Origin of the sequence: Solwaraspora sp. WMMD406 (assembly GCF_029626025.1) — a bacterium.
Classification (GTDB): domain Bacteria; phylum Actinomycetota; class Actinomycetes; order Mycobacteriales; family Micromonosporaceae; genus Micromonospora_E.
In genome coordinates this window covers 6,528,143-6,552,655 of record NZ_JARUBF010000001.1, presented here as the reverse complement: position 1 = coordinate 6,552,655, position 24,513 = coordinate 6,528,143, and the positions used below count along the sequence as shown (strand labels likewise).

Here is a 24,513-nt window from a genome sequence, read left to right as displayed (position 1 = left end):
GCTGCCCGCCGGCCCTGCGGAGGCGGTCGGTTCATGAACCTTCTCGTCGTCGGCGCGTCCTACCGGACCACGCCGGTCGCCACCTTGGAACGACTCGCGGTCGCCCCGGCAGACCTGGCCGAGATCCTGAGCCGGCTGATGGCCCAGCCTTACGTGGGCGCTGCCGTTGTTCTGTCCACCTGCAACCGGGTCGAGGTCTACGCCGCCGTCACCGGCTTCCACGGCGGTCTCGCCGACATCTGCGGCGTCCTCGCCGAGCGTGCCGGCAGAGCGCCCAACGACCTGGCCGAGCACCTCTACGTGCATCACGGTCAGGCGGCGGTCGAACACGCCTTCCGGGTGGCCGCCGGACTCGACTCGATGGTCGTCGGCGAGGCGCAGATCCTCGGTCAGCTACGGGACGCCTACCACGCCGCGAACGAAGCCGACACCACCGGCCGCCTGCTGCACGAACTCATGCAGCAGGCGCTGCGGGTCGGCAAGCGGGCACACGCCGAAACCGGCATCGACCGGGCCGGGCAGAGCGTGGTCAGCGCGGCACTGCGGGTGGGCGCGGACCTGCTCCCCGGCGGCCTGGCCGGCCGGCCGGTGCTGGTGTTGGGGGCCGGGGCGATGGGCGCGCTGGCGGTGGCCACGCTCGCGCGGCTCGGCGTCGGCCCGATCATGGTGGCCAACCGCCGGGACGACCGGGCGGTCCGACTCGCCGGCACCTACGGCGCCGACGCGGTGCCGTACGCCGAACTGAAACGGACCCTCGCCGGCGTCGACCTGGTGATCAGCGCCACCGCGTCGGCCGAACCGGTGCTCACCCGGGCCGCCGTCGCCGACGTGCTGCGCCGGCGTCCCGCCGACCGGACCGGCCCGCTGGTCCTGCTGGACCTGGCCGTACCCCGGGACGTCGAGCCGGCCGCCGGGGAGCTGCCCGGCGTGGCGGTGATCGACATCGACGCGCTGGCCGGAGCGCTCACCGACGAGCCGGCGGCGGTGGACACCGCCGCCGTCAACCAGATCGTCGCCGCCGAGGTCGACGCCTTCTGCACCTGGATGCGGGGGACCGAGGTGGCCCCCACCGTGGCCGCGCTGCGCGGCCGGGCCGACGACGTGGTCGGCGCCGAGCTGCGCCGGCTGGCCCAGCGCAACCCGGATCTCACCGACGCGCAACGGGCCGAGGTCGCGCACACGGTGCACCGGGTGGTGCGACGGCTGCTGCACTCGCCGACCGTACGGGTGCGTCAGCTCGCCGCCGAGCCGGGCGGCGACCAGTACACCGAACTGCTGCGCCGGCTGTTCGATCTCGACGTACCGAACAGCGCCGACGTGGCGTCGGTGCCGGACCTGGACGGTGACCGGTGACCGCCCTGCGGCTGGGCACCCGGGGCAGCGCGCTCGCCCTGGCCCAGTCGGGCAGGGTCGCCGACGCGCTGCGGGCCGCGACCGGACGGCGGGTCGACCTGGTCGAGATCGTGACCGCCGGCGACCGGTCCACGGCGCCGGTGGCCACGCTCGGGGTCGGCGTGTTCGTGTCGGCGTTGCGTGACGCGCTGACGGCCCGTCGGATCGACCTGGCGGTCCACTCGTACAAGGATCTGCCGACCGCCGGCCCGGTGGGGCTGCAGGTGGCCGCGGTCCCGGCCCGTGAGGACCCCCGCGACGCCCTGCTCACCCGCGACGGCCGGATGCTCGCCGAGTTGTCACCCGGGGCCACCATCGGCACCGGCGCGCTGCGCCGGATCGCCCAACTGCACGCCCTGGGCCGCCAGTTCACGGTCATCCCGATCCGGGGCAACGTGGACACCCGGATCGGCCGGGTACGGGGGCCACGCGCCGATCTCGACGCGGTCGTCCTCGCGCGGGCCGGCCTGGTCCGGCTGGGCCGGGCCGACGAGATCACCGAGACGCTCGACCCGATGCTGATGCTGCCGGCGCCTGCCCAGGGTGCCCTGGCGGTGGAGTGCCGGGCCGAGGACACCGACCTGGTCGAGTTGCTGAGCGTGCTCGATCACGCACCGACTCGGGCCGCGGTCACCGCGGAACGGTCGTTGTTGGCGACGCTGGAGGCCGGGTGCAGCGCACCGGTCGCGGCGTACGCCGAAGTCGCCGAGGGGGACGACGGCGACGAGATCTACCTGCGCGGGGCGGTGATCAGCCCGGACGGTCTCCGGGAGGTCCGGCTGTCCCGCACCGGTCCGCCGGCCGGCGCCGCGGAGATCGGCAAGGCACTCGCCGCCGAGTTGCTCGACGCTGGTGCCGACAGCATCCTTCCGGGAGCTGCGTCCGGTGGCCCACTACTTCCGGGTTCCGCGCCTGCCGGCGTCGTGACCCAGCGACCTTCAGCGCCTTTTCCGTCCGGCGCGACAACCCAGAACATGGGGAGCATAGATGACTCGCACCCGTAAGCTCGCCGGCCACATCGCGTTCGTCGGGGCTGGCCCCGGCGACCCCGGCCTGCTGACCCGCCGGGCGCACGACGCCCTGGTCGAGGCCGACCAGGTGGTGTATGACCGTGGTGTTCCGGAGACGTTGCTCTCCGTCGTGCGCGCCAACGCGAAGGCGGACACCCAGTTGAGCCCGGCCGAGGGCGCTCCGGGCGACGTCGCCAAGGTGCTGATCTCGGCGGCCCGGTCCGGGCAGGCCGCGGTGCGGCTGGTCACCGGTGACCCGTTCGGTCATCTGGCGGTGGTCACCGAGGTGCAGGCGGTCGCCCGGACCGCGGTGCCGTTCGAGGTGGTGCCCGGCGTGAGCCAGGCCGAGGGAGTGGCCAGCTACGCGGGCGTGCCGCTGCCCGGCGTCCGTACGGTGGCCGACGTCGACGACGCGGCCGGCCTGGACTTCGACGCCCTCGCCGGCGCGGTCGGCCGTGGTTCGCTCGCCCTCGCGGTGGACGCCGGTGAACTCGCCGCGATCCGCGACGGACTGCTGGCCGCCGGGGTGTCCGGTGCCACCGCCGTCGCGGTCACCGGTGACGGTACCGGGGAGACGCAGTACACCACCTCGTCTACCGTGGACAGCTTCGTCGCCGCCGCGCTCGGCTTCACCGGCCGGGTCGTCCTCACCCTCGGTGCGGGCGTCGCCGAGCGGGACAAGCTCAGCTGGTGGGAGAACCGTCCGCTGTACGGCTGGAAGGTGCTCGTTCCCCGGACCAAGGAACAGGCCGGGGTGATGAGCGCCCAGCTGCGCGCCTACGGCGCGATCCCGTGCGAGGTGCCGACCATCGCGGTGGAGCCACCGCGTACCCCGGCGCAGATGGAACGGGCGGTCAAGGGCCTGGTCGACGGCCGCTACGCCTGGGTGGTGTTCACCTCGGTCAACGCCGTCCGCGCCGTCTGGGAGAAGTTCGCCGAGCACGGCCTGGACGCCCGGCACTTCGGCGGGGTCAAGATCGCCTGCATCGGTGAGGCCACCGCCGACGCCGTCCGGGCGTTCGGCATCCAGCCGGAACTGGTGCCGGCCGGCGAGCAGTCCTCGGAGGGCCTGCTGGCGGAGTTCTCCCCGCACGACGAGATCCTCGATCCGGTCGGTCGGGTGCTGCTGCCTCGCGCCGACATCGCCACCGAGACGCTCGCCGCCGGACTGACCGAACGGGGCTGGGAGGTCGACGACGTCACCGCCTACCGGACCGTCCGGGCCGCTCCGCCGCCGGCCGAGATCCGTGACGCGATCAAGTCCGGCGGATTCGACGCGGTGCTGTTCACCTCTTCCTCCACCGTCCGCAACCTGGTCGGCATCGCCGGCAAGCCGCACGCGCGGACCGTCGTGGCGGTGATCGGCCCGAAGACCTCGGAGACCGCCACCGAGTTCGGACTGCGGGTCGACGTGCAGCCGTCGCACGCCTCGGTGCCGGATCTGGTGGAGGCGCTCGCCGGGTACGCGGTGGAACTGCGGGAGAAGCTGGTCGCGATGCCGGCCAAGCAGCGCCGTGGATCCAAGGTGCAGGGCCCGACCGCGCTGCGCTTCCGATGACGTACCCACGGATCCGGCCGCGCCGGCTGCGCCGTACGGCCGCCCTGCGGCGGTTGGTGTCGGAGACCCGGCTGGCCCCGGCCGAACTCGTCCTACCGATGTTCGTCAAGGAAGGGCTCGCCGAGCCCCGGCCGATCGCCTCGCTGCCCGGTGTGGTCCAGCATTCGCGGGAGTCGCTGCGTAAGGCCGCCGCCGAGGCGGTCCGGGCCGGCGTCGGCGGGATCATGCTGTTCGGGGTGCCGGCCAGCCGGGACGCTACCGGATCCGGCGGCCTCGACCCGGACGGCATCCTCAACGTCGCCATCCGGGACGTGGTCGCCGAGGTCGGTGACGTCACGGTGGTGATGAGCGACCTCTGCCTGGACGAGTTCACCTCGCACGGGCACTGTGGGCTGCTCGCCGCCGACGGGTCGGTCGACAACGACGCCACCGTCGCCGCGTACGCCGAGATGGCGGTCGCCCAGGCGGACGCCGGAGCCGGCATGCTGGGCCCGTCCGGGATGATGGACGGCCAGATCGGGGTGATCCGGCAGGCGCTGGACGCTGCCGGGCACACCGACACCGCCCTGCTGGCCTACGCCGTCAAGTACGCCTCGTCGTTCTACGGTCCGTTCCGGGACGCCGTGGAGTCCGCGCTGGTCGGTGACCGGCGTACCTATCAGCAGGATCCGGCGAACGTGCGGGAGTCGTTGCGGGAGGTCGAGCTCGACGTCGCCGAAGGCGCGGACGTGGTGATGGTCAAGCCGGCGTTGCCCTACCTGGACGTGCTCTCGGCCGTCCGGGATTTGGTGCAGGTGCCGGTCGCGGCCTACCAGGTCTCCGGCGAGTACGCCATGGTCGAGGCGGCGGCGGCGAACGGCTGGGTGGAACGGGATCGGGTGATCATGGAGTCGCTCACCGCCATCCGGCGCGCCGGCGCGCAGATCATCCTCACCTACTGGGCGGTCGAGGCCGCCCACGCGCTGAGGGAACTGGACTGATCCGGTAGCGGACCCGCTGTCAGCCCTTCGCCTCCAGGCGGCGCAGCAAGGTGGCGATGTCCGCGCCGCAGTCCCACCAGTCCCGATCCGGTTGGAAGCCGATCTCCGAGTTGACCCGGAGCATCGTCTCGTTGCCCTCGGCGTTCCAGGTCTGCACCTCGGCCAGCTCCGGCTCGGCGGAGCGCAGTTCCAGCAGCATCCGGGCTTTGATCGCCCGGTCGATGCCGCGTCCCCGGTGCGCCCGTACCACGATGGTGTCGTACTGGTCGGCCCGCGTGGGGTGCTGGGCCGGGACGACGACCTCGGTCAGTCCGGCGACCTCGCCGGTGGCGGCGTGGATGGCCAGCACGATGTACGGTTTCATGCCCCGGCGGTGCAGACAGTCCAGGCTCTCCCGCAACCGCTCCGGCTCGTAGGAACTCGGCCGCAGGTCCAGCTCGCCGGCTTCTTCCAGGACCCGCTGCTCGGCCTTGGCCTGCGCGTACGCGTCGATCAGCTCGTCCGGCGGGCCGCCGGGGAAGAACTCGACCCGGTAGCCCGGCTCGGCGTCACCGGCCATCTTGTCGATCGCCGCCCAGTCGACGGTGGAAAGCCGCAGGACGCTGCGGATCTCGCGGAACTCCCGGTCGAAGCCGAGGGATCCGTAGAACTCGATGGCGGACGTTCCGCCGATCACCTCGACCCCGACCGAGCTGAAGCCTTCGTGATAGGCGCGGCGGACGGCCAACGCGAGCAGTTGCCGGCCCAACCCGGTCCGGCGGACCTCCGGATGGACCAGGACCTCCAGGACGCCGATGTCGCCGATCAGTAGTACGTTGACGTGGCCGACGATGCGGGGGGACCCGTCGGCGGCCGGCTCCTCGGCCAGCCAACAGACGCGGCGTGACCCGGGCATCGTCTCGGTCAGGTATTCCCGCAGGTAGTTCGGCCGCCACAGCGGATCGCCCGGGAGGTCCGTCCGGAATACCTGGTTGAGACAGTCCAGCAGAGAGGAGATCTCGGCGGACGACGCGGTTCGAGGGTCCCACTCGCGCACCATCACTTGTCTAGCTTGCCGTCAACTCGCCTGTTGCGGAAGTGCTCGGCCGAGAAATCGTGCCGATGTGATTGCGTTAAGTACGGCTGAGGACGCCGTACTCGTTGGCCGTGTCGAAGACAGCCTGCGCGTACGGCTGGACGTTGTTGTACGAAAGGATGGCACTCCACCAATCCTCGGCTGTAGACAGATCGCGTCCGTTTCGACACAAGTAGTTAGCGGCGGCGAGGCTGGCGTCATCGATATCTTGTGGATCGGCGACCCCGTCGTTGTCGGCGTCCACCGCGAATTCCTCCCACGTGGTCGGGATGAACTGCATTGGGCCTACCGCGCGGTCGTACGCCAGGTCATTGTCGAGCGTGCCCCGATCGGTATCGGCGATCCGTTGCCGTCCACCCGCTCCGTCCAGCGGAAGCCCGACGATCGGCGGATTCGCCCGTCCGGACGTGTCCAATCTGGAGCCGTTGGCGGTCCCGTGGGTGGACTCGATCATCCCGATCGCGGCCACCGTCGTCCACGTCAGCCGGCAGTTCGGCGAGGTGTTGGCGAGCACGAGTTCGGCGTAGCCGTAGGCCTCCATCGCGACCGGCGGGATCCCCAACCGGCCGCCGGTCTGCGCGGCCCAGCCGGCCAGCACCGAGGCGGGCCGTTGGTCACCGGGATCGAGTCCGTCGTCGGGCAGGCCGTTCGGCTCACCGTCGAAGGGGTCCACCAGATCCGGATCGGTGCCCGTCGGCGGCTGCGGTACGGCGGTCGGGCGCGGTACGGCCGTCGTCGGTGCGGCGGTCGGGACGGGGCTGCCAGCGGTCGCGGGGACAAGTACCGCTCCCGCCGTTCCGGTGCCGGCGATCAAGCTGAGCATCAGCACACCGGGCACGATCAGCCGGCCGGCTGGTCGACGCGACCAGGCCTGGGCGGAGTGGACGACCCGACGTACGCCCTGCCGGGTGGGGCGGAGGCGACGAGGATGGAACCGGCCGACCCGGCCGCCGGCGAACGGCGCGTTCTCCCGACGGTGCCGGCCGACGACGGCGGCCGAGGAGTCACCGACGGACGGGGGCGCGTCCGTGGGCGGGGCGGGAGCAGCGGCCGGTCGGCCAGGTCGGGGCGCGTCCGTGGGCGGGGCGGGAGCAGCGGCCGGTCGGCCAGGTCGGGGCGCGTCCGTGGGCGGAACGGGAGGCGTCGCGTCGGCGGTCGACCCGGTGTCGCCGGGAGCGGTCGTCGGGACCGTCGCGTCAGCGGTCGATCCGGGGCCGCTGGTGGTCGACCCGCCGGCGTTGGCGGGCGCGGCCGGCCGCAGCGGGTATGTCGCCGGCGTACCTGCCCCGTCTTCGACCATGCCTCGAGTATTACCCATCCACCCGGCGTCGCTGGTTCCCGCCGTACCCTGTTCCTATGCCCCGGTACGAATTTCGCTGTCGCGCCTGCGGCGACACCTTCGAGGTCAACCGTCCGATGATCGAGGCCAGCGCACCGGCGTCCTGTCCGCAGGGCCACTCCGACACGGTCAAGCTGCTCTCCACCGTCGCGCTCACCGGGCGCGGCCCGGGCGCGGCAAGCGCGATGCCGGTGGCGCCGCCCACCGGCGGCGGTGGTTGCTGCGGCGGCGGCTGCGGGTGCTGACCGGCGTCCCGAGCTGACCTGTCCGGACAGTGCCGCGATCAGCTCCGACCATTTCACCGATACGCCGGTTCGCGGATCTGCGGCAGCATGAATGCGACTTCCCAGCGGGGCGGAGGTTCCACGGGTGTCGGCACCGAATGCTCTGCCGAGTGGTCTGGTCACCTTCATGTTCACCGACATCGAAGGGTCCACCAGACTCGCCCGGCTGCTGGGCCCCGACTACCGCCCGGTGCTCAGCGACCACCGGCGGTTGGTGCGGCGGATCCTGTCCAGCAGCGAAGGCACCGAGCTGTTCACCGAGGGGGATTCGTTCTTCGTCGCGTTCGCCGACGCGTCCGCCGCGCTGGACGCGTGCCTGCGCGCCCAACGGGCGCTGGCCGCACACGAGTGGCCGGTGCCCGAGGCCGTACCCCGGGTCCGGATGGGCCTGCACACCGGGCATGCCGAGCCGATCGGCGGTGAGTACGCCAGCCCCGAGGTCCACCGTGCCGCCCGGATCGCCGCCGCTGCCCACGGCGGCCAGGTGCTCTGCTCGGCGGCCACCGCACGGGCGGCCGATCCACTGCCGGCCACGGTGTCCCTCCTCGACCTCGGACTGCACCGGCTGCGTGGGTTCGACGACCGGGAGCGACTGTTCCAGCTGATCGGGCCAGGACTGGAACGCCACTTCCCACGGCCCCGTACGGCCGACGCCACCACCCACAACCTGCCCGGTCAGATCAGCTCCTTCATCGGCCGACAGGCCGAGCGGCGGGAACTGGACGAGCTGGTCACCGGGCACCGGCTGGTGACGGTGGTCGGCGCGGGCGGTGCCGGCAAGACCCGGTTGGCGATCGAAGTGGCCGCAGTCGCCGCCGCTCCGCAGGGCCGGCATCCGGACGGAGTCTGGTTCGTCGATGTCGCCACGGTCACCGATCCGGGCCTGGTCGTCTTCGCGATCGCCGCCGTGTTCGGGCTGCGACCGGAGCCGGGACGGCCGATCCTCGACACGGTCGTCGAGTACGCCGCCGCCCGCCAGTTGCTGTTGGTCCTCGACACCTGCGATGCCCAGCTGGCACCGTGCGCCGAGGTGATCACGCGGCTACTGGCGGGCGGGCCCGGTGTACGGGTGCTGGCCACGAGCCGGGAGCCGCTCGGCGTTCCAGGTGAGGTGGTCTGGCGGATTCCGCCACTGTCGGCCGAGCCGGAGCCGGATGGTGCTCCCAGTGACGCGGTCGCGCTGCTGCTGGACCGGACCATCGCGGCGCGTGGTGGACAGCGTCCGGGTCATGCCGAATCGGCGCAGCTGCAACGGGTGGCCGCCCGGCTGGACGGCCTGCCGTTGGCGATCGAGCTGGCCGCCGCCCGATTGCGGGTGCTCTCCGTCGAGCAACTCGTCGAACGACTCGACGACGTGCTCGGTGTGCTTGACGGCGATCGGGGCGACAGCCGGGACGTGGGCCGGGACAGCCGCGACACGGGCCGGGACGGCGGTGACCCGACGGCTGCCCGCCGACACGGTACGTTGCAGGCGACCGTCACCTGGTCGTACCGGACGTTGGCTCCCCGGGCGGCCCGGCTGCTGCGCTGGTTGTCGGTCTTCGCCGGCCCGGTCGACCTGGGCACCGTGGAATGGCTGTTGGACGACGATCCGCTCGGTCCGCTGGCCGTGCTGGTCGACAAGTCGATGATCCAGGCGGAACCGGCCGGCGGCGGTACCAGCTATCGGATGCTGGATCCGATCCGGGCGTACGCCGCCCGCCGGCTGGCCGAGGCGGGGGAGGAACAGGCCGCCCGGGGTCGGCACGTGGACTGGGCGCTGCACGCGCTGCAACGGGCGTACCTCGGTCCGGACGGCCAGCCGGTGACCCTGTCGCTGTACGCCCTCGATCCCCTCGCCGACGAGCTGCGGGCGGCGCTGCGGTGGAGCGCCACCGGCGGTAGCGCGCGGCGGGGCCTGCAGTTGGCCAGCGGGCTCGACCAGTGGTGGCGCGAGCGCGGCCTGGCCCGGGAGGGACGGCTGTGGCTGTTCCGGTTGTACGGCCGGATCGCCGAGACCGGTGAGCTGGTTCCGCAGGCCGAGCTGGCGGCGGCGTACCACATGCACTCGCAGCACGCTGGCGCGGACGGCGAGTTCGGCGAGGAGCTGCGGTTTTCGCACCGCGCCGAGGCGGTCGCCCGGCAGGTCGGCGACGCCGGCCTGCTGACCCGGGTGTTGGCCGGCCGCGGGGCCTCCCTCATCGATCTCGGCCAGCTGGCCGAGGCCGAGCAGGTCTGCCGGGAGGTGATCGACTGGGCGGCGGCCAACGGTACGGCCGGCGACGCGATCTTCGCCGTCTACAGTCTCGCCGAGTTGCTCTGCCATCGGGGCGCGCTGGACGAGGCGGCCGAGTTGTTGGCCGCGGCCCGGCCGGCCGAGGCCGCCCGACCGGCCGAACGTGGCCGGCGGACCGTCGACATGCTGCTCGGCATGGTGGCGCTGGCCCGGCGGGACCTGGTCGCCGCCCACGACCATCTGGTGGTCGCGTTGCGGTCCCGGATGCGGTACGGCTTCCACCGTCGCGCCTGCGACACCTTGAACGCGATGGCGGTGCGCTGTGCGCTCGGTGGCGATCCGCTGGCCGCCGCCCGACTGTTCGGCGCGGCGCAGGCCACCCGTTCGGCGCTGCGCAGCACGGCCGGCATGTTCGGTCCCTACTGGGCGTCGGAGCAGGCCAGGGTTCGGTCGGTGATCGGTGACCGGGCCTTCGACGACGGGTACGCCCAGGGCAGTCGGATGAGTCTGGTGGAGGCGGCGGCGGTGGCGTTGGCGGTGGAGCATCCGGATCTCGCCTCGGGTGTCCGCTGGTTCGCCGGCGGGTCGGCGTCAGGCAGGCTCGTCGAGGGCCGTGGCGCGCCGGTCCGGGGCGACGGCGGAGTGCCGGTTCGGGGCGAGGGCGGAGTGCCCGGCGCGGGATGAGGTGGTCCGTCCCGGGCCGGGCACGACGGTACCGACCGGGCGTCGCTGGTCGCTACCGGTCAGCCGGCGCGGGTCACACCGAGCCGGCCAGTTGCGGCCCGGCGGCGCGCAGGCGCGCCGCCCGGTCCAGATCGGCCTGATCGACGATGGGCGCGCCGAAGATCCGTACCGCCTGGTAGTAGGTCCAGGCGAGACTCAGACACGCCGCGTTCGAGGCTCCGCCGTAGCGGGCGCAGACTCGCTTGAGATCCTCGTAGAAGGCGCTGTCCACGCGGGCCTTGTTCGCGGAGAACTGCCCGGCGGCCTTGTAGTTGCGGTAACCGAAGTCGTGCCGGTGGCAGGAGAGCCGGAAGTCGAACCCGAAGGGGTTGTCGGGGCTCGACGAGCAGTAGTCGGTCGACCAGTCGAACCGGTACGCCGCCCAGGCGGCCTGGTTGGCGCGGGCCGAGTTCCATGCGTTGTAGCTGCTCGCGCTCGTCTGGGTCCAGCTCGACAGCACGGCTGGCTTGTCGGCTGGTACGGCGGCCGCCGGGCCGCTGACGGTGACGGCGGCGACCATGCCGAGTAGTCCGGCGGTGAGCAGGGTGATCAGGCGACGGGGCATCGCGGTTACCTCCGGGGACGGTCCGTGGTAGGGCGTCGGGCCAGCTTGTTACCGGTGGGTCACAAGCGTGTCCCCAGTCTCATCGAATCATCTGTCATCGATCTTTAGTGTGCCCGGTGCTTTGTCGACGGGTGCGTAAACAGACGTACCGCCTCGGCTCGCCCATCGACGGTCGCGGCCGGTCACCGGGCCGCCGAGGTCGCCGCTGGCAGAGCGTCGACCCGCACCAGTGCGATCACTCGCTCCTGGCCGGTGCCGTCCGACCCGAGCGATCGGCCGATGATCCATATCCACTGGTCGTCGTAGTAGGTCGACAGGTCGGGTCGCAGCTGTTCCACCTGGAGGAGCAAGTTCTGCCCGCCGTACTTCCAGTCCTCCTTTCGGAGCCGCAGCACGGTGCCTGGTGCGATATCCGCAATGGTGGTCGGACGGGCAACGGCGGTCTGGGGGGCAACGGCGGTCTGAGGGGCAATGGCGGTCTGGCGGGCAAGGGCGGTCTGGCGTGGCGGGTTCACTGGCGGCTCCGGGACTGGCGGTTGGGCGACTCGCCGGAGAGCATCAACAACTCTCAGTCCCGATGCAATGTCTCTAAGCAAGATTTGAGGCGTGGAAATCGGTTGGGCTTTCCGTCGCGGGGGCGGAACCGGTCAGGTTGGCCGGGCCGAGCCGGCGGATGCCCGGCAAACAGCTATGTTGTGGGCGTGAACGGGGACATGAAAGCGAGGTCGAACCGGCGGTGATTCACTTTCCCGCCGTACGTCAGGGGCCGTTGAAGGCCCTGAGCGTGCGCCTCGCGGCCGCGGTCGCACTGGTGTTCGGGGTGGTCGGCGTCGTCTACGCCGACCGGGAGGGCTACCGGGACGCCAACGGCGACGATGTCTCGCTGCTCGACTGCTTCTACTACGCTGTGGTCAGCCTCTCCACCACCGGGTACGGCGACATCGCGCCGGTCACCGACGCCGCCCGGCTGGTCAACGTCCTCGTCATCACCCCCGCCCGGGTGGTGTTCCTGATCATCCTGGTCGGTACCACCCTCGAGGTGCTGACCGAGCAGTACCGGACCAGTCTCCGGTTGAGCCGCTGGAGAAAGAACGTGAAGGACCACGTCATCATCTGCGGCTACGGCACCAAAGGCCGCAGCGCGGTGTCGGCCCTGTTGGAAAACGGCTTCGACAAGCAGCACATCGTGGTGGTCGAGAAGAGCGGCATCGCCCTACGGCAGGCCACCGCCGCCGGCCTGGTCGCCATCGAAGGATCGGCGACCCGCTCGTCGGTGCTGGCCGAGGCGCACGTGAAGAACGCCAAAGCGGTGATCATCGCCACGGACAGCGACGACGCCTCGGTCCTGGTCACCCTCACCGCCCGGCAGCTGACCGCCGGCAAGGTCCGGATCATCGCCGCCGCGCGAGAAGCGGAGAACGCCCCGCTGCTCAAGCAGAGCGGCGCGCACCACGTCATCGTCTCGTCCGCCACCGCCGGCCGGCTGCTCGGTCTGTCCACGTCGGCACCGCCGCTGATCGACGTCGTCGAGGACCTGCTCACCCCGGGTCAGGGCATGGCGTTGGCGATGCGCTCGGCCAACCGCGAGGAGGTCGGACTCTCACCACGGCAGTTGGAGCCGCTGGTGATCGCGCTGATCCGGCGCGGCCGGGTGGTGTCGCTCGCCGATCCGGGCAGCGTCGAGGTGGAGACCGGAGACCTGCTGGTCTACGTGCGCGACGACCGTAACCCGGTGGGTCCGACGTCGATCAGCTGATCGACCAGGTATCCCCGCTGCGCAGCAGCCCGGCGAGCTGCTCCTCCGGCGTACCGTCCGCCGAGGCCACCGCCTGGCTCACCTGTCCCTGGATGAGGCTGTCGTAGCTCGGCCGCCGCACCTGACGGAACACTCCGATCGGGGTGTTCCGCAGATCCTCACCCGGCAGCCGGGACAGCGCGAACGCGTACGCCGGCTCGCTGACCGTCGCGTCGTGTACGACGATCTGCTCGGCCGGCACCGAGTCGGTCGGGCGGACCTCCAGCCCGAAACCGCCGGGCGGGTGCACCACGCAGAACTGGCTCTGCGCGCCGAACGTGATCGGCTGCCCGTGTTCGAGCCGGATCAGGTAGTCGTCCCGGGTGGCCGGCTCCTTGAGCTGCTCGAACGCGCCGTCGTTGAAGATGTTGCAGTTCTGGTAGATCTCCACGAACGCCGAACCGGAGTGCTCGGCGGCCGCCCGCAGCACCGACTGCAGGTGCTTACGGTCGGAGTCGATCGTCCGGGCGACGAACGTCGCCTCGGCGCCCAACGCCAGCGACAGCGGGTTGAACGGCGAGTCGGCCGACCCGACCGGCGTCGACTTGGTGATCTTGCCGAGCTCGGACGTCGGCGAGTACTGCCCCTTGGTCAGACCGTAGATCCGGTTGTTGAACAGCAGGATCTTCAGGTTGACGTTGCGGCGCAGCGCGTGGATCAGATGGTTGCCGCCGATCGACAGCGCGTCACCATCACCGGTGACCACCCACACCGACAGATCCGGCCGGGAGACCGACAGGCCGGTGGCGATCGCCGGGGCCCGACCGTGGATCGAGTGCATCCCGTACGTGTTCATGTAGTACGGGAACCGCGAGGAGCAGCCGATGCCGGAGACGAAGACGGTCCGTTCCCGAGGGATGTTCAACTCCGGCATGAACGACTGGACGGCGGCGAGGATCGCGTAGTCACCGCAGCCAGGGCACCAGCGCACCTCCTGGTCGGACTTGAAGTCCTTGGCGGTGAGCTTGAGCGCCACCGGCGTACCGCCGGCGCGTCCGTTCGGTGCGGACTCAGACATTCTTGACGACCTCTTCCAGCATGGTCTCCAGCTCGGTGGCGGTGAACGGCAGGCCACGGACCTGGTTGTATCCGATCGCGTCGACCAGGTAACGGGCCCGGATCACGTGCGCCAACTGGCCCAGGTTCATCTCCGGGATCACCACCCGGTCGTAGGAGCGCAACACGTCGCCCAGGTTGGCCGGCAACGGAGCCAGGTGCCGCAGATGGGCCTGCGCCACCGACAGGCCACGCTGACGCAGCGTCCGGCAGGCGGCACCGATCGGCCCGTACGTCGAACCCCAGCCCAGCACCAGCGTACGGGCGTCGCCGTCCGGGTCCTCGACCTCGACGTCCGGCACCGGGATCGCCTCGATCCGCGCCGCCCGCGTGCGCACCATGAAGTCGTGGTTGGCCGGATCGTACGAGATGTCGCCGGTCTTGTCGGCCTTCTCCAAGCCGCCGATCCGGTGCTCCAGGCCGGGCGTACCCGGGATGGCCCAGGGCCGGGCCAGCGTCTGCGGATCGCGCAGGTACGGCAGGAAGGCCTTGCCGTCCGGGCCGTTCGGCGCGGTGGCGAACTCGACCCGCAGGTCGGGCAGGGAATCGACGTCGGGCAGCAGCCATGGCTCCGAACCGTTGGCCACGTAGTTGTCTGACAACAGCAGCACCGGCGTGCGGTAGGTCAACGCGATCCGGGCCGCCTCGATCGCCGCGTGGAAGCAGTCCGACGGCGAGCGCGGAGCGATCACCGCGACCGGTGCCTCGCCGTGGCGGCCGAACAGGGCCATGTTGAGGTCGGCCTGCTCGGTCTTGGTCGGCATGCCGGTCGACGGTCCGGCGCGCTGCACGTCCACGACCACCAGCGGCAGTTCGAGCGCGACCGCGAGCGAGATCGTCTCGCCCTTGAGCGCCACCCCCGGGCCGGACGTCGTGGTCACGCCGAGCGCACCGCCGTACGACGCGCCAAGCGCCGCACCGATCGCGGCGATCTCGTCCTCGGCCTGCATCGTGACGACACCGAAGCGCTTGTGCTTGCTCAACTCGTGCAGGATGTCCGAGGCCGGGGTGATCGGGTAGGCACCCAGGAAGACGGGCAGCTTGGCCCGGACGCCGGCGGCCACCAGACCCAGCGACAGCGCCGCGTTGCCGGTGATGTTGCGATAGGTGCCCGGCCGCATCCGGGCCGGGTTGACCTCGTAGCGGACCGAGAAGTCCTCGGTCGTCTCGCCGAAGTTCCAGCCGGCCTTGAACGCGGCGATGTTTGCCGCGACCAGCTCCGGGCGCTTGGCGAACTTGCGCTCCAGGAACCGGATGGTGGACTCGTACGGCCGCGAGTACATCCACGAGAGCAGACCCAGCGCGAACATGTTCTTGGCCCGCTCGGCGTCCTTCTTCGAGACGTCGAGCTCGGCCAACGCGCCGATCGTCATCGAGGTCAACGCCACCGGGTGTACGGCGTACGCGTCGAGCGAGCCGTCCTCCAGCGGGCTGGCCGCGTAGCCGACCTTGGCCAGGTTGCGCCGGGTGAACTCGTCGGTGTTGACGATGATGTCCGCCCCGCGTGGCAGGTCGCCGAGGTTGGCCTTCAACGCCGCCGGGTTCATCGCGACCAGGACGTTCGGCGAGTCACCGGGGGTGAGGATGTCGTAGTCGGCGAAGTGCACCTGGAAGCTGGACACGCCGGGGAGGGTGCCGGCCGGTGCGCGGATCTCGGCCGGGAAGTTCGGCAAGGTCGAGATGTCGTTGCCGAGTTGCGCGGTCTCCGAGGTGAACCGGTCGCCGGTCAGCTGCATTCCGTCACCGGAGTCGCCAGCGAAACGGATGACCACCCGATCCAGTTGACGGACCTGCTTGGCCACGTGAGCTGACCTCCTCGTGTTCTGCTGGCGGTGCGGATCCCGGTGACCCGCTCGTGCGGCGGCCGCCGGTGCGGGGGAGCCGCCGCGCGGTGGGTGCTGCGATCGCCGTACCGGCGGCAACCGTACCGGCGGCAACCGTACCGGCCACCGGTCCACGCCACATCTTCCTGAAAGCCTACGTCGGATCGGGGTGGATCCCCGGCTCGGGTCCGCCCGGTGGGACTCGAATCACCCCGGCCGGAGGACCGAGACGAGAGGACCGAGACGATAAGCTGACCGGCGTGACCGGCTACCTGGGCTCGTACGCGACGCTCGGGCTGCTGTTGATGGTGAGCGTCGGGTTCTTCGCGGTCGCGTACGGCGCGAACCGGCTGGTGCGTCCGGCACGCCCGGCCGACCCACCGGGTAAGCGGGCGAGCTACGAGTGCGGGCTCGATCCGGTCGGCGGCGACTGGGCCCAAGCGCAGATCCGCTACTACGTCTACGCCTTCCTCTACGTCCTGTTCGCGGTGGAGGCGGTCTTCCTCTTTCCCTGGGCGGTGATCTTCGACCGGCCCGGGTTCGGCCTGGTCACCCTCGCCGAGATGGGGATCTTCGTCGGGGTGCTCGCCCTGGGCATCCTCTACGCCTGGCGCAAGAACGTCCTGCGCTGGACCTGAGCGCGGTCAGACTGCGGCAGTGCGCGCGGTCAGGCCAGGGCCCGGCGGGACACCGCCGGTTGGCGGTCACCTCGGATCGCGGCCACCATGTCCAGCGCCCGCCGGGTCGCCGCCACCTGATGGGCCCGGAACACCCGGGCGCCCAGCCACGCCGATACGGCGGTGGCGGCGAGGGTCCCTTCGAGGCGTTGATCCACCGGCAGGTCGAGCGTCTCGCCGATGAAATCCTTGTTGGAGACCGCGACGAGCACCGGCCACCCCGTCTCGACCAGCTCACCCAACCGGCGGGTCACCTCCAGCGAGTGCCGGGTGTTCTTGCCGAAGTCGTGCGCCGGATCGATCAGGATCCCGTCCGGGCGCACCCCGAGCCGGGTGGCCCGCTCGGCGAGCGTGGTGACTGTCCGCAGCACATCGGCGACGACGTCGTCGAAAGCGGCCCGGTGCGGACGGGTACGCGGCGTGGTGCCCCCGGTGTGCGAGCAGATCAACCCGGTCCCGGTCGCCGCCGCGACCTGCGCGAGTCGCGGGTCGGCTCCGGCCCAGGTGTCGTTGAGCAGGTCGGCACCGGCGGCCACCGCCTCCCGGGCGACCTCCGCCCGCCAGGTGTCGATCGAGATGACCAGGTCGGGGAAGGCCGCCCGGACCGCCGCGATCGTGCCGACCGTACGGTCGATTTCCTCGGCGACGTCCACGACCACGCCGGGCCCGGCCTTCACCCCGCCGATGTCGACGATGTCGGCACCCTCGGCGACCGCCTGCCCGACCGCGCGCAACGCGGCGTCCGCCGCGAAGGTCGCGCCCCGGTCGAAGAACGAATCGGGCGTACGGTTGACGATCGCCATCACGGCGAGTTCCCCGGGGGCGAAGATGCGCGGCCCCAGCCGTAGCGCGCCTGCCATCACGTACCTTCCGTTCGTCGGCTCCCGAGATTAACGTGCGGATCCGCACCCGGCCGCCGGGCCGACCGCCCGATCCTGCCCGGCCCGCCGGTACGGCCACAGCGGACCACGACTCGCCGATGGGGGGTCGCCCTCGCCGTCGCGGCATGTCACGATTCGGTCATGGATCAGTTTCTCCTCGTTCTGGTCGCCGCGGTGACCGTCGCCGCGGTCGTTTTCGGGGTCACCGTCCTGGTCACCGGTGGCGACCCCGGGCTGGTGCCGGCGGAGCCGGACGGTCGATCCGTGCCGCTGCCCGGGACCCGTCCGCTGCTGGAGCAGGACGTCACCCAGGTCCGGTTCGACACCGCGCTGCGGGGTTACCGGATGGCGCAGGTCGACCAGGCGTTGCGGCGCGCCGCGTACGACATCGGCTACAAGGACGAACTGATCGAGGTGTTGCAGGCCGAGGTCGCCGCGTTGCGGGACGGCCGTACGCACGACGCCGACCTGCTGCGCCAGGCGCGGGACGCCGCCCTGTCGGCGACCACGTCGGCCCACCCGCCGTCGAGCGGTGTCGGGCCGGCCACCGTCGCCGACGACGCCGGTCCGATCGTGACCGTCACGCCCGCCGAGCCGGTCACCCCCGCCAAGCCGGTACGCCCGACCCCCGACGCCGACGGTTCGGCCTCGCAGCGGTCGGCCTCGCAGCGGTCGGCCTCGCAGCGGTCGGCCGAGGCGCCGGCGATTCGGGGCATCGTCGAGGCCGAAGGCCCCACCCCGGAAGCTGCCGGAAACCACACCAGTGTTTCCGAGCCACCCGCTCGTCGACCCGGCGGCGACGCCGAATGAGTACGCCGGAGGAGGCCCGGGCCGCGACTCCTGGCGCGGGTGAGGTGACCGCGACCGTGATCGTCCGGGCTCCCGCGCACCGGGTGTACGCCGCCTTCACAGCCTGGGAACGGCAGTCCGAGTGGATTCCGTTCACCGACGTGCAGGTGGCCTCCGGCGATGGCGGCGAGGGAAGTCTGATCGTCGCCGTCACCACGGTCGGTCCGATGGCGCTGCGAGACGAGATGCGGGTGGTCCGGCTCGACCCACCGTACGAGGTCCGGGTGGTGCACTGCGGGACCCTGCTGCGCGGACCGGGGGTGCTGCGGTGCACGCAGATGGATCACGACCGTACCCAGGTCGTCTGGCACGAGTGGTTCCACTTGCCCGGCGGCGTCGCCGGGCGGATCACCTGGCCGTTGCTCTGGCCAGGTTCCAAGGTGAGCCTGACCCAGGCGTTGAAGAAGTTCGGCCGGTTGGTCGAGGCGGGTGACCTGCCGTGACCGGGCTGCTCACGTGCGAGGACGGGGTGGCCCGCTGCGGCTGGGGAGCCGGCTCGGCCGAGTACCGCGGCTACCACGACCAGGAGTGGGGCCGACCGGTTCGCGGTGACGACGCGCTGTTCGAGCGGCTGACCCTGGAGGCGTTCCAGTCCGGGCTGTCCTGGCTGACCATCCTACGGAAGCGGGCGGCGTTCCGGGCCGCGTTCGACGGGTTCCGGATCGCCAAGGTCGCCGCGTACGGCACCGCCGACGTCGACCGACTCCTGGCCGACGCCGGAATCGTCCGCAACCGCGCCAAGATCGAAGCCGCCGTGGCGAACGCCCGGGCGGCGCTGGACCTGCCCACCGGGCTGGCCGATCTGCTCTGGTCCTTCGCCCCGCCGTCCAGAGCGGCCCGGCCCGCCACAGTCGCCGAAGTACCGGCGACGACCGACGAATCCGTCGCGATGGCCAAGGCACTCAAACGGCGCGGGTTCCGGTTCGTCGGCCCCACGACCGCGTACGCGCTGATGCAGGCGACCGGCATGGTCGACGACCACCTTGCCGGCTGCCATGTGCCGCCGCCGGTTCCCGGCGTGATGAGATAGGTGTCATGCGCGATATCAGCCAGTTCGATGGCGGGCCGGCCGTGGTCGGTGCGGCCCGCTCCGATGTCGGCGCCTGGGCGGTGGTGATTCCCGCCCAGCGGATTGAGGCCGAGCGGCTGTTTCACCACGACACGCTGGAACTGACCGGACTCGATGCCGGTCCACGGCCGGCGTTCGGCGCACCGGTGCTGGTCGTCACCGGCGGCGACCAGCCGTTCGTCGTCGCTCTCGGCCGGGTCGGTCCCGCCGGCGGCGGCACCGAAGGCGGCGGCACCGAAGGCGGCGGCACCGAAGGCGGCGAGACCCGGGCCGCCGACCCGCAACCGTTGGTCGTGCACTACACCTGCCGGGCCTTCGACGATCCGGTGCCGGCGACCACCTTGACCCTGACCGGACCGGTGACGCCGGTCGACGAGTCCACCTACCGTTCGTTCGCCGGCCGGCTCGCTCCGGCCGGCGACCGCCGTGACTGGCTGGTGAGCATCGACCTGCCGATCGAGGCGCCGACGGCGGCGGAAGCGGTTCGCCTGTTCTGGTCGTACGTCCGTGAGCTGGGCCCGCGCGAGTTGCCCACGTTCGTCTACCCCTCCGGAAACGAACTCGCCATGCAGGCGTTCGTGCTCGGCGCCGAGGCCAACCAGGATCCCGAGGAGGACGACTGAGGCGACCGGTCCGTCGGGTCAGCGGCCTTCGAAGACCGGACGTCGCTTGGCGACGAACGCGGCGGTGGCCTGGCGGTGGTCGACGGTGCCACCACAGGTGTCCTGGGCCAGCAGCTCGGCGGCGAGCGCGTCGGCCAGCGTGCCGGACGCGCCGACCGCGAGCGAGCGCTTGATCGCCCCGTAGGCGACCGTCGCTCCGGCGGCCAGCCGCTCGGCCAGTTCGTGGGCGGCCGGCAGGATCTGCTCGTCGTCGTCGCGCAGCTGGTTGAGCAGGCCGATCCGGTGCGCCTCGGCCGCCGGCACCGGCTCGGCCAGCAGCATCAGTTCCACCGCCTTGGGATAGCCGACCAGCCGGGGCAACGACCAGGAGGCGCCGGTGTCGGCGGCCAGGCCGATGTTGGCGAACGCCATCAGGAAGCTGGTCCCCGGCCCTCCGACGCGGAAGTCGGCCAACATGGCGAGCGAGGCACCCGCGCCGGCCGCGATCCCCCGGACCGCCGCCACCACCGGCTTCGACAGGCCGCCGAGCCGAGCCGCGATCGGGTTGTAGTGGTCCCGCACCGTCGCCAGCGGTTCCCGGTCACCGGATTCGAGAATCTCCGCGTGTTCCCGCAGATCCTGTCCGACGCAGAAGGCCCGGCCGGCCCCGGCGAGCACCACGGCCCGACAGCCGGGGTCGGTGTCCAGCTCGGTCAGCGTCTCCAGCAGGGCTTCCTTCAGCGCCACGTCGAGCGCGTTCAACGCGCCGGGGCGATGCAGCGTCAGCGTCACGACCGCGCCGGCACGGTCGACGAGCAGTGGTTCAGTCACGGACGGGACCTTTCAGCTGGTGTTCGTCAGGGTCGAGGAAACGGGTGTCGTCGGGGCGGGGGAGGACCGGTCGGTGGCCGCCCGATCAGCCTCGCTGGCTGTGGTCCAGGCAGAGATCGACGTACCGGTCAGCGGCTGGCCGGAGCCGGGCGGCGTGCCGGTCGAAGAAGGCTGCGGCGCTCGAACCCGGCCAACGTTCCGGCAGCAGCGCCGGCGGCAGCTGCGGGTCGCGGAACAGGAAACCGCGCCAGGCGTGGACCAGCCGAAACCGCGCGGCGTACGCCTCCTCGTCGCTGCTGCGTACGGTGACCCGAGCGAGCAGCGGGCGCTGTTCCTCGACGAACCGCTCGTACGCCTGACCGATCTCGGCCAGGTTCCAGGCCCGGCGGACCAGCGCGGCGGATCCGGCGGTCCCGGCGGCGTGCGCCGCGGTGAATCGTTCGTACCGGACGTCGTAATCGATCAGCAGCCCGTCGACCTCGTCAGCGGTCCGGGTCGCCACCCACGTGCGCTCGTCGAGCATGCCGTACCCGAGATAGGTGAGATTGGCGCAGAGCCGCTGTCGATCCCGCCGCCCACCGGGCGGGTCGAGCACCAGCAGGTCGAACTTGCCGTCCCAGGAAACCTTGCTGGTGCGGTAGATCCGGGCTGCCGCCTCGTCCAATCTGCGGGCGGCTTTCGGGGTGAGTAGATAGCCTGGTCCAGCCGACAGGCGCAGCGGATGCAGCCAACCCTGCCGGACCATCCGGGACACTGCGGTGCGCACCGCGGGTGCCGCGATGCCGAGCGGGGCGAGGAGCTTGACCAGCGCAGCGACGGGCGCGCGACCACCTCGCGGGCGGATGTGGTCACCGAACAGGTCGAAGAGAGCCGACCGTGCCTGCATGACCGCACATTGTGACAGCCCACTTCAAGATAAGCTAGATGCTGTCACAGCATTGTGGGCTCAGTTTGGGTCCGGCGGTGTTCATCAGGGAAAATCGTTGCTCGGCACCGTGGCAGTGGCAAGCGGTGAGACTGACGAGGTGGCTGGGGCAGACCCAGCGGCCCTGGGGCAAGTCTGAGGGGAGACAACATGGCGGCGATGAAGCCGCGGACGGGCGACGGTCCGCTGGAGGTCACCAAGGAGGGCCGGGGCATCGTCATGCGGGTTCCGCTGGAGGGTGGTGGCCGACTCGTCGTCGAGATGACGCCGGACGAGGCCAACGCGCTCGGTGAGGCGCTGAAGGCCGCCGCAGGCTGATCTGAGCCGGACCCGGGGCCCCTGCCGGACCACGGGTCGACATAGCGACGGTTGACGGGTCCGTCGGTCCGGTGGTTCCGGATCGGCGGACCCGGTACGCCGTGGGCAGCAACCCGTGGGCAGCAACCATCTCGTACCCGGAGGTAACCCCGGCGTGTTCGTCATCCGTCTGCTGGTGGACGCACCCGTCACCGCCGACACCCTTGTCCTGCCGGTCGAGCACGTCGCCGGTGCCGCTGGCGTCCGACCCGCACCGACCCCACCCGCGCTGACCGTCGAGGGCGGCCCGACCGAACTCGGCGCGGACGCCACGGCGATGCTCCACCGGTCCAACCACGATGGACGTGCCGGCACAGTGGTCCTGCTACACCGGCCACGGCAGGCCCCGTACCGGGTGATCCTGGTCGGGATCGGGTCCGGCGACGAGGCCGGCTGGCGGGCCGCCGGCGCGGCGGTCGGCCGGATCCTGCGCGACGACGCGTCGGCGGGCACCACCGCCGGCACCTGTCTGGTCGCGCTCACCTCGGCCGGCCCGACGGCGGTTCGCGGGTTCGCTGAGGGCTGCTGGTTGGCCAGCTACCGGTTCACCGCCACCGACAGCTTCGACCCGGACGACCAGCTCCGGACCGCCTGGGCCGGTGAGAAAACCGGTGAGACAACCGGTGTGACGGCGGGTGAGTCGGCGGAGTCCGGGGACCGTCACGCCGGTCAGCCCGACGTCCCACTGCTGGTGCTGGATCACCCGCCTACGGAAGCGGCGCGGCACGCGCTCCGGGTGGCGTGGACCACCACGGCGGCGACCTGGTTCGCCCGGGATCTGACGAACGCCCCGTCGTCGATCAAGAACCCGGCCTGGTTCGCCGCGCAGGTCCGAGCCGCCGTGGCCGCGTACCCGGGCCTCAGTCTCACGGTCCGCGAGCCTGATCAGCTCGCGGACGAGGGCTTCGGCGGGCTGCTCGCGGTCGGCACCGGCTCGCCGGCCGGTCCGCGACTGGTGGAAATGCGATGGGCGCCGCCGCAGGCCCGCCAGCACGTCGTGCTGGTCGGCAAAGGCATCACCTTCGACACCGGCGGGATCTCCATCAAGCCGGTGGACGGAATGCGGCTGATGCGCAAGGACATGGGCGGAGCGGCAGCGGTGGTGGCGACCGCACTGGGCGCGGCGGCATTACGACTACCTGTCACGTTGACGGTCCTGGTCCCGCTCGCCGAGAACATGGTCAGCGGTACGGCGTTCCGCCCCGGCGACGTGGTCCGCCACTACGGCGGGTTGACCAGTGAGACCACTAATTCGGACGCCGAGGGCCGATTGGTGCTCGCCGACGCGATCAGCTACGCGGTGGCCCAGCTGGATCCGGACTATCTGATCGATCTGGCCACGCTCACCGGTGCCAACGCGGTGGCGCTGGGTCGCCGGACCGCCGCGCTCTACAGCGACGACGACGCGCTTGCCGCCGAGCTGCTGGCTGCCTCGGCGGCGGCCGGCGAAGGCGCTTGGCGCATGCCGCTGGCCGCCGACTACGTCGAATATCTGGGCAGTGAGATCGCGGATCTGTTCAGCGCCCCGGACCGGGGCGCGAGTTCGGTGGTGGCCGCGCTGTTCCTGCGTGAGTTCGCTCAGGCGGGGCGGGGTCGCTGGGCACACTACGACATGTCCGCGCCCGCCTGGTCCGACGAGGACGACGGCGATCTGGTCAAGGGTGCCACCGGCTGGGGTGTTCGCACGTTGCTGCGGTGGCTGTCCGCCGTCGATCCGTCGGTGACCGCCGCGCCGGCGGCATGACCGCCGCCGAGCCGTACGGCGCGTGTTCGGGTGGTTCAGCGCCGTACGGCGCCGGCCCGGGTGGTTCAGCGCCGTACGGCCGCCAGGAGGCCGTCGCCAGCCGGCAACAGCGCCGGTACCCAGTCTTCGGACTCCCGGACGGCTTTGAGCAACTCCCGGATGGTGACGGTCTCGGCGTCGCGTGCCGCCGGGTCACCGATCCGGCCACCGGCCAGGGTGCCGTTGATCGCCAGGATCCCGCCGGGCCGCAACAGACGGAGCGCGGCCTCCACGATCGCGCCCGACTCGGCGTGGTCGCCGTCGACGAACACCATGTCGTACGCCGCGTCCGCGAGCCGGGGCAGCACGTCCAACGCCCGGCCAGTGATGATCCGGGTACGGGATGTGGCGAATCCTGCTTCGACGAAGATCCGCTTGGCCATCCGCTGGTGCTCGTTCTCCAGATCGATCGTGGTCAGGACACCGTCCGGACGCATCCCCCGCAGCAGCCACACCCCGCTCACGCCGGTGCCGGTGCCGATTTCGACGACCGCGCGAGCACTCCCGGCGGCGGCGAGCAGCCGCAGCGCCGCACCGGTGTCCGGGCTGACCGCGCGCAGGCCGACCTCTTCGGCCAGGCTGCGGGCGGTGCGCAGCACCAGGTCCTCGGTGGCGTAGGCGGCGATGAACTGAGCGTTCTGGGCGGTGTTCGCGGCAACGGGTCGGGTGACCGGGGTGATGGTGCACCTCCAGCGGGGGATCGGGCGGTGGCGGTTGCCGGTAT

The 24,513-nt window shown here is 71.5% G+C and carries 23 protein-coding genes and 1 pseudogene; 14 read left to right on the top strand and 10 right to left on the bottom strand.

Annotated elements, in window-relative coordinates; genetic code table 11:
• Nucleotides 1-33: 33 nt before the first annotated feature.
• The 4 genes and pseudogenes from O7632_RS29305 to hemB all read left to right on the top strand — a co-directional run bounded on the left by O7632_RS29305 (nt 34) and on the right by hemB (nt 4,940).
• The gene (locus O7632_RS29305) at nt 34-1,353 is read left to right on the top strand and encodes a glutamyl-tRNA reductase (protein WP_278119011.1); all 1,320 of its coding nucleotides are present in this window, start codon (nt 34-36) and stop codon (nt 1,351-1,353) included.
• Nucleotides 1,350-2,261 (top strand): annotated as a pseudogene (gene hemC, locus O7632_RS29300) (hydroxymethylbilane synthase); the annotation flags it as partial. The gene O7632_RS29305 and the pseudogene hemC, both read left to right, overlap by 4 nt.
• 118 nt (nt 2,262-2,379) lie before the next feature.
• Complete coding sequence (locus tag O7632_RS29295) at nt 2,380-3,960, top strand: uroporphyrinogen-III synthase (protein WP_278119010.1); 1,581 nt, start codon at nt 2,380-2,382, stop codon at nt 3,958-3,960.
• Entirely contained in the window at nt 3,957-4,940 is a 984-nt protein-coding gene (hemB, locus tag O7632_RS29290; protein WP_278119009.1) for a porphobilinogen synthase, read from the top strand. The genes O7632_RS29295 and hemB overlap by 4 nt, the downstream gene beginning before the upstream one ends.
• A 19-nt stretch (nt 4,941-4,959) precedes the next feature.
• On the opposite strand, the gene O7632_RS29285 is transcribed toward hemB, so the two are convergent.
• Nucleotides 4,960-5,979 carry a GNAT family N-acetyltransferase gene (locus O7632_RS29285; protein ID WP_278120502.1) on the bottom strand — a complete coding sequence of 340 codons (1,020 nt, stop codon included), beginning with the start codon at nt 5,977-5,979 and terminating at the stop codon, nt 4,960-4,962.
• Between the two features lie 73 nt (nt 5,980-6,052).
• Complete coding sequence (locus O7632_RS29280) at nt 6,053-7,333, bottom strand: lytic murein transglycosylase (protein ID WP_278119007.1); 1,281 nt, start codon at nt 7,331-7,333, stop codon at nt 6,053-6,055.
• 38 nt (nt 7,334-7,371) lie between these two features.
• Here O7632_RS29280 and O7632_RS29275 point away from each other — a divergent pair, with 38 nt between their 5' ends.
• The gene (locus O7632_RS29275; RefSeq protein WP_278119005.1) at nt 7,372-7,599 is read left to right on the top strand and encodes a zinc ribbon domain-containing protein; all 228 of its coding nucleotides are present in this window, start codon (nt 7,372-7,374) and stop codon (nt 7,597-7,599) included.
• A 91-nt stretch (nt 7,600-7,690) separates the two neighbouring features.
• Nucleotides 7,691-10,537, top strand: coding sequence for an adenylate/guanylate cyclase domain-containing protein (locus O7632_RS29270; protein WP_278119004.1), 2,847 nt, complete (start codon nt 7,691-7,693; stop codon nt 10,535-10,537).
• A 73-nt stretch (nt 10,538-10,610) separates the two neighbouring features.
• On the opposite strand, the gene O7632_RS29265 is transcribed toward O7632_RS29270, so the two are convergent.
• The gene (locus O7632_RS29265; protein ID WP_278119003.1) at nt 10,611-11,141 is read right to left on the bottom strand and encodes a phospholipase; all 531 of its coding nucleotides are present in this window, start codon (nt 11,139-11,141) and stop codon (nt 10,611-10,613) included.
• 182 nt (nt 11,142-11,323) lie between these two features.
• A complete protein-coding gene (locus tag O7632_RS29260; RefSeq protein ID WP_278119001.1) occupies nt 11,324-11,656 on the bottom strand; it encodes a hypothetical protein in 333 nt (110 codons plus the stop codon).
• A gap of 221 nt (nt 11,657-11,877) precedes the next feature.
• On the opposite strand from O7632_RS29260, the gene O7632_RS29255 reads away from it, so the two are divergent.
• Complete coding sequence (locus O7632_RS29255) at nt 11,878-12,897, top strand: potassium channel family protein (RefSeq protein WP_278118999.1); 1,020 nt, start codon at nt 11,878-11,880, stop codon at nt 12,895-12,897.
• Here the strand turns inward: O7632_RS29255 and O7632_RS29250 are convergent.
• Nucleotides 12,890-13,954, bottom strand: a complete 1,065-nt coding sequence (locus tag O7632_RS29250) for a 2-oxoacid:ferredoxin oxidoreductase subunit beta (RefSeq protein ID WP_278118998.1) — start codon at nt 13,952-13,954, stop codon at nt 12,890-12,892. The genes O7632_RS29255 and O7632_RS29250 overlap by 8 nt on opposite strands.
• A complete protein-coding gene (locus O7632_RS29245; RefSeq protein ID WP_278118996.1) occupies nt 13,947-15,794 on the bottom strand; it encodes a 2-oxoacid:acceptor oxidoreductase subunit alpha in 1,848 nt (615 codons plus the stop codon). The genes O7632_RS29250 and O7632_RS29245 overlap by 8 nt, the downstream gene beginning before the upstream one ends.
• A gap of 281 nt (nt 15,795-16,075) precedes the next feature.
• On the opposite strand from O7632_RS29245, the gene O7632_RS29240 reads away from it, so the two are divergent.
• On the top strand, nt 16,076-16,453 hold the full coding sequence (locus tag O7632_RS29240; RefSeq protein WP_278118994.1) for an NADH-quinone oxidoreductase subunit A: 378 nt from the start codon (nt 16,076-16,078) through the stop codon (nt 16,451-16,453).
• 29 nt (nt 16,454-16,482) lie between these two features.
• On the opposite strand, the gene folP is transcribed toward O7632_RS29240, so the two are convergent.
• A complete protein-coding gene (gene folP / locus O7632_RS29235) occupies nt 16,483-17,352 on the bottom strand; it encodes a dihydropteroate synthase (protein WP_278118993.1) in 870 nt (289 codons plus the stop codon).
• Nucleotides 17,353-17,514: 162 nt separating this feature from the next.
• Here folP and O7632_RS29230 point away from each other — a divergent pair, with 162 nt between their 5' ends.
• Genes O7632_RS29230 through O7632_RS29215 form a run of 4 tightly spaced genes read left to right on the top strand, consistent with a single transcriptional unit; the run spans nt 17,515 to nt 19,914 of the window.
• On the top strand, nt 17,515-18,183 hold the full coding sequence (locus O7632_RS29230) for a DivIVA domain-containing protein (RefSeq protein WP_278118992.1): 669 nt from the start codon (nt 17,515-17,517) through the stop codon (nt 18,181-18,183).
• The gene (locus tag O7632_RS29225) at nt 18,180-18,665 is read left to right on the top strand and encodes an SRPBCC family protein (RefSeq protein ID WP_278118990.1); all 486 of its coding nucleotides are present in this window, start codon (nt 18,180-18,182) and stop codon (nt 18,663-18,665) included. Before O7632_RS29230 ends, O7632_RS29225 begins: the two co-directional genes overlap by 4 nt.
• Nucleotides 18,662-19,252 (top strand): DNA-3-methyladenine glycosylase I, encoded by a 591-nt coding sequence (locus O7632_RS29220; protein ID WP_278118988.1) that lies wholly within the window; start codon nt 18,662-18,664, stop codon nt 19,250-19,252. The genes O7632_RS29225 and O7632_RS29220 overlap by 4 nt, the downstream gene beginning before the upstream one ends.
• A gap of 5 nt (nt 19,253-19,257) precedes the next feature.
• Nucleotides 19,258-19,914, top strand: coding sequence for a hypothetical protein (locus O7632_RS29215; protein ID WP_278118986.1), 657 nt, complete (start codon nt 19,258-19,260; stop codon nt 19,912-19,914).
• Between the two features lie 18 nt (nt 19,915-19,932).
• On the opposite strand, the gene O7632_RS29210 is transcribed toward O7632_RS29215, so the two are convergent.
• Both O7632_RS29210 and O7632_RS29205 read right to left on the bottom strand, forming a co-directional pair.
• Nucleotides 19,933-20,724: an enoyl-CoA hydratase-related protein gene (locus tag O7632_RS29210; RefSeq protein WP_278118985.1), complete on the bottom strand. Its 792-nt coding sequence runs from the start codon at nt 20,722-20,724 to the stop codon at nt 19,933-19,935.
• Between the two features lie 85 nt (nt 20,725-20,809).
• On the bottom strand, nt 20,810-21,610 hold the full coding sequence (locus O7632_RS29205) for a PaaX family transcriptional regulator C-terminal domain-containing protein (RefSeq protein WP_278118982.1): 801 nt from the start codon (nt 21,608-21,610) through the stop codon (nt 20,810-20,812).
• Nucleotides 21,611-21,799: 189 nt separating this feature from the next.
• Here O7632_RS29205 and O7632_RS29200 point away from each other — a divergent pair, with 189 nt between their 5' ends.
• A complete protein-coding gene (locus O7632_RS29200; RefSeq protein ID WP_229402742.1) occupies nt 21,800-21,967 on the top strand; it encodes a DUF3117 domain-containing protein in 168 nt (55 codons plus the stop codon).
• A gap of 154 nt (nt 21,968-22,121) precedes the next feature.
• On the top strand, nt 22,122-23,750 hold the full coding sequence (locus O7632_RS29195) for a leucyl aminopeptidase family protein (protein ID WP_278118979.1): 1,629 nt from the start codon (nt 22,122-22,124) through the stop codon (nt 23,748-23,750).
• A gap of 65 nt (nt 23,751-23,815) precedes the next feature.
• Here the strand turns inward: O7632_RS29195 and O7632_RS29190 are convergent, their stop codons facing one another.
• Entirely contained in the window at nt 23,816-24,415 is a 600-nt protein-coding gene (locus O7632_RS29190; RefSeq protein ID WP_347403650.1) for an O-methyltransferase, read from the bottom strand.
• Nucleotides 24,416-24,513 lie beyond the last annotated feature (98 nt).

Bases quoted from the DNA above. Each gene is read 5' to 3' on its own strand.
- O7632_RS29305 (WP_278119011.1), top strand. From the start codon at position 34: ATGAACCTTCTCGTCGTCGGCGCGTCCTACCGGACCACGCCGGTCGCC.
- O7632_RS29295 (WP_278119010.1), top strand. From the start codon at position 2,380: ATGACTCGCACCCGTAAGCTCGCCGGCCACATCGCGTTCGTCGGGGCT.
- hemB (WP_278119009.1), top strand. From the start codon at position 3,957: ATGACGTACCCACGGATCCGGCCGCGCCGGCTGCGCCGTACGGCCGCC.
- O7632_RS29285 (WP_278120502.1), bottom strand. From the start codon at position 5,979: ATGGTGCGCGAGTGGGACCCTCGAACCGCGTCGTCCGCCGAGATCTCC.
- O7632_RS29280 (WP_278119007.1), bottom strand. From the start codon at position 7,333: ATGGGTAATACTCGAGGCATGGTCGAAGACGGGGCAGGTACGCCGGCG.
- O7632_RS29275 (WP_278119005.1), top strand. From the start codon at position 7,372: ATGCCCCGGTACGAATTTCGCTGTCGCGCCTGCGGCGACACCTTCGAG.
- O7632_RS29270 (WP_278119004.1), top strand. From the start codon at position 7,691: ATGCGACTTCCCAGCGGGGCGGAGGTTCCACGGGTGTCGGCACCGAAT.
- O7632_RS29265 (WP_278119003.1), bottom strand. From the start codon at position 11,141: ATGCCCCGTCGCCTGATCACCCTGCTCACCGCCGGACTACTCGGCATG.
- O7632_RS29250 (WP_278118998.1), bottom strand. From the start codon at position 13,954: ATGTCTGAGTCCGCACCGAACGGACGCGCCGGCGGTACGCCGGTGGCG.
- folP (WP_278118993.1), bottom strand. From the start codon at position 17,352: ATGGCAGGCGCGCTACGGCTGGGGCCGCGCATCTTCGCCCCCGGGGAA.
- O7632_RS29230 (WP_278118992.1), top strand. From the start codon at position 17,515: ATGGATCAGTTTCTCCTCGTTCTGGTCGCCGCGGTGACCGTCGCCGCG.
- O7632_RS29225 (WP_278118990.1), top strand. From the start codon at position 18,180: ATGAGTACGCCGGAGGAGGCCCGGGCCGCGACTCCTGGCGCGGGTGAG.
- O7632_RS29215 (WP_278118986.1), top strand. From the start codon at position 19,258: ATGCGCGATATCAGCCAGTTCGATGGCGGGCCGGCCGTGGTCGGTGCG.
- O7632_RS29205 (WP_278118982.1), bottom strand. From the start codon at position 21,610: ATGCAGGCACGGTCGGCTCTCTTCGACCTGTTCGGTGACCACATCCGC.
- O7632_RS29200 (WP_229402742.1), top strand. From the start codon at position 21,800: ATGGCGGCGATGAAGCCGCGGACGGGCGACGGTCCGCTGGAGGTCACC.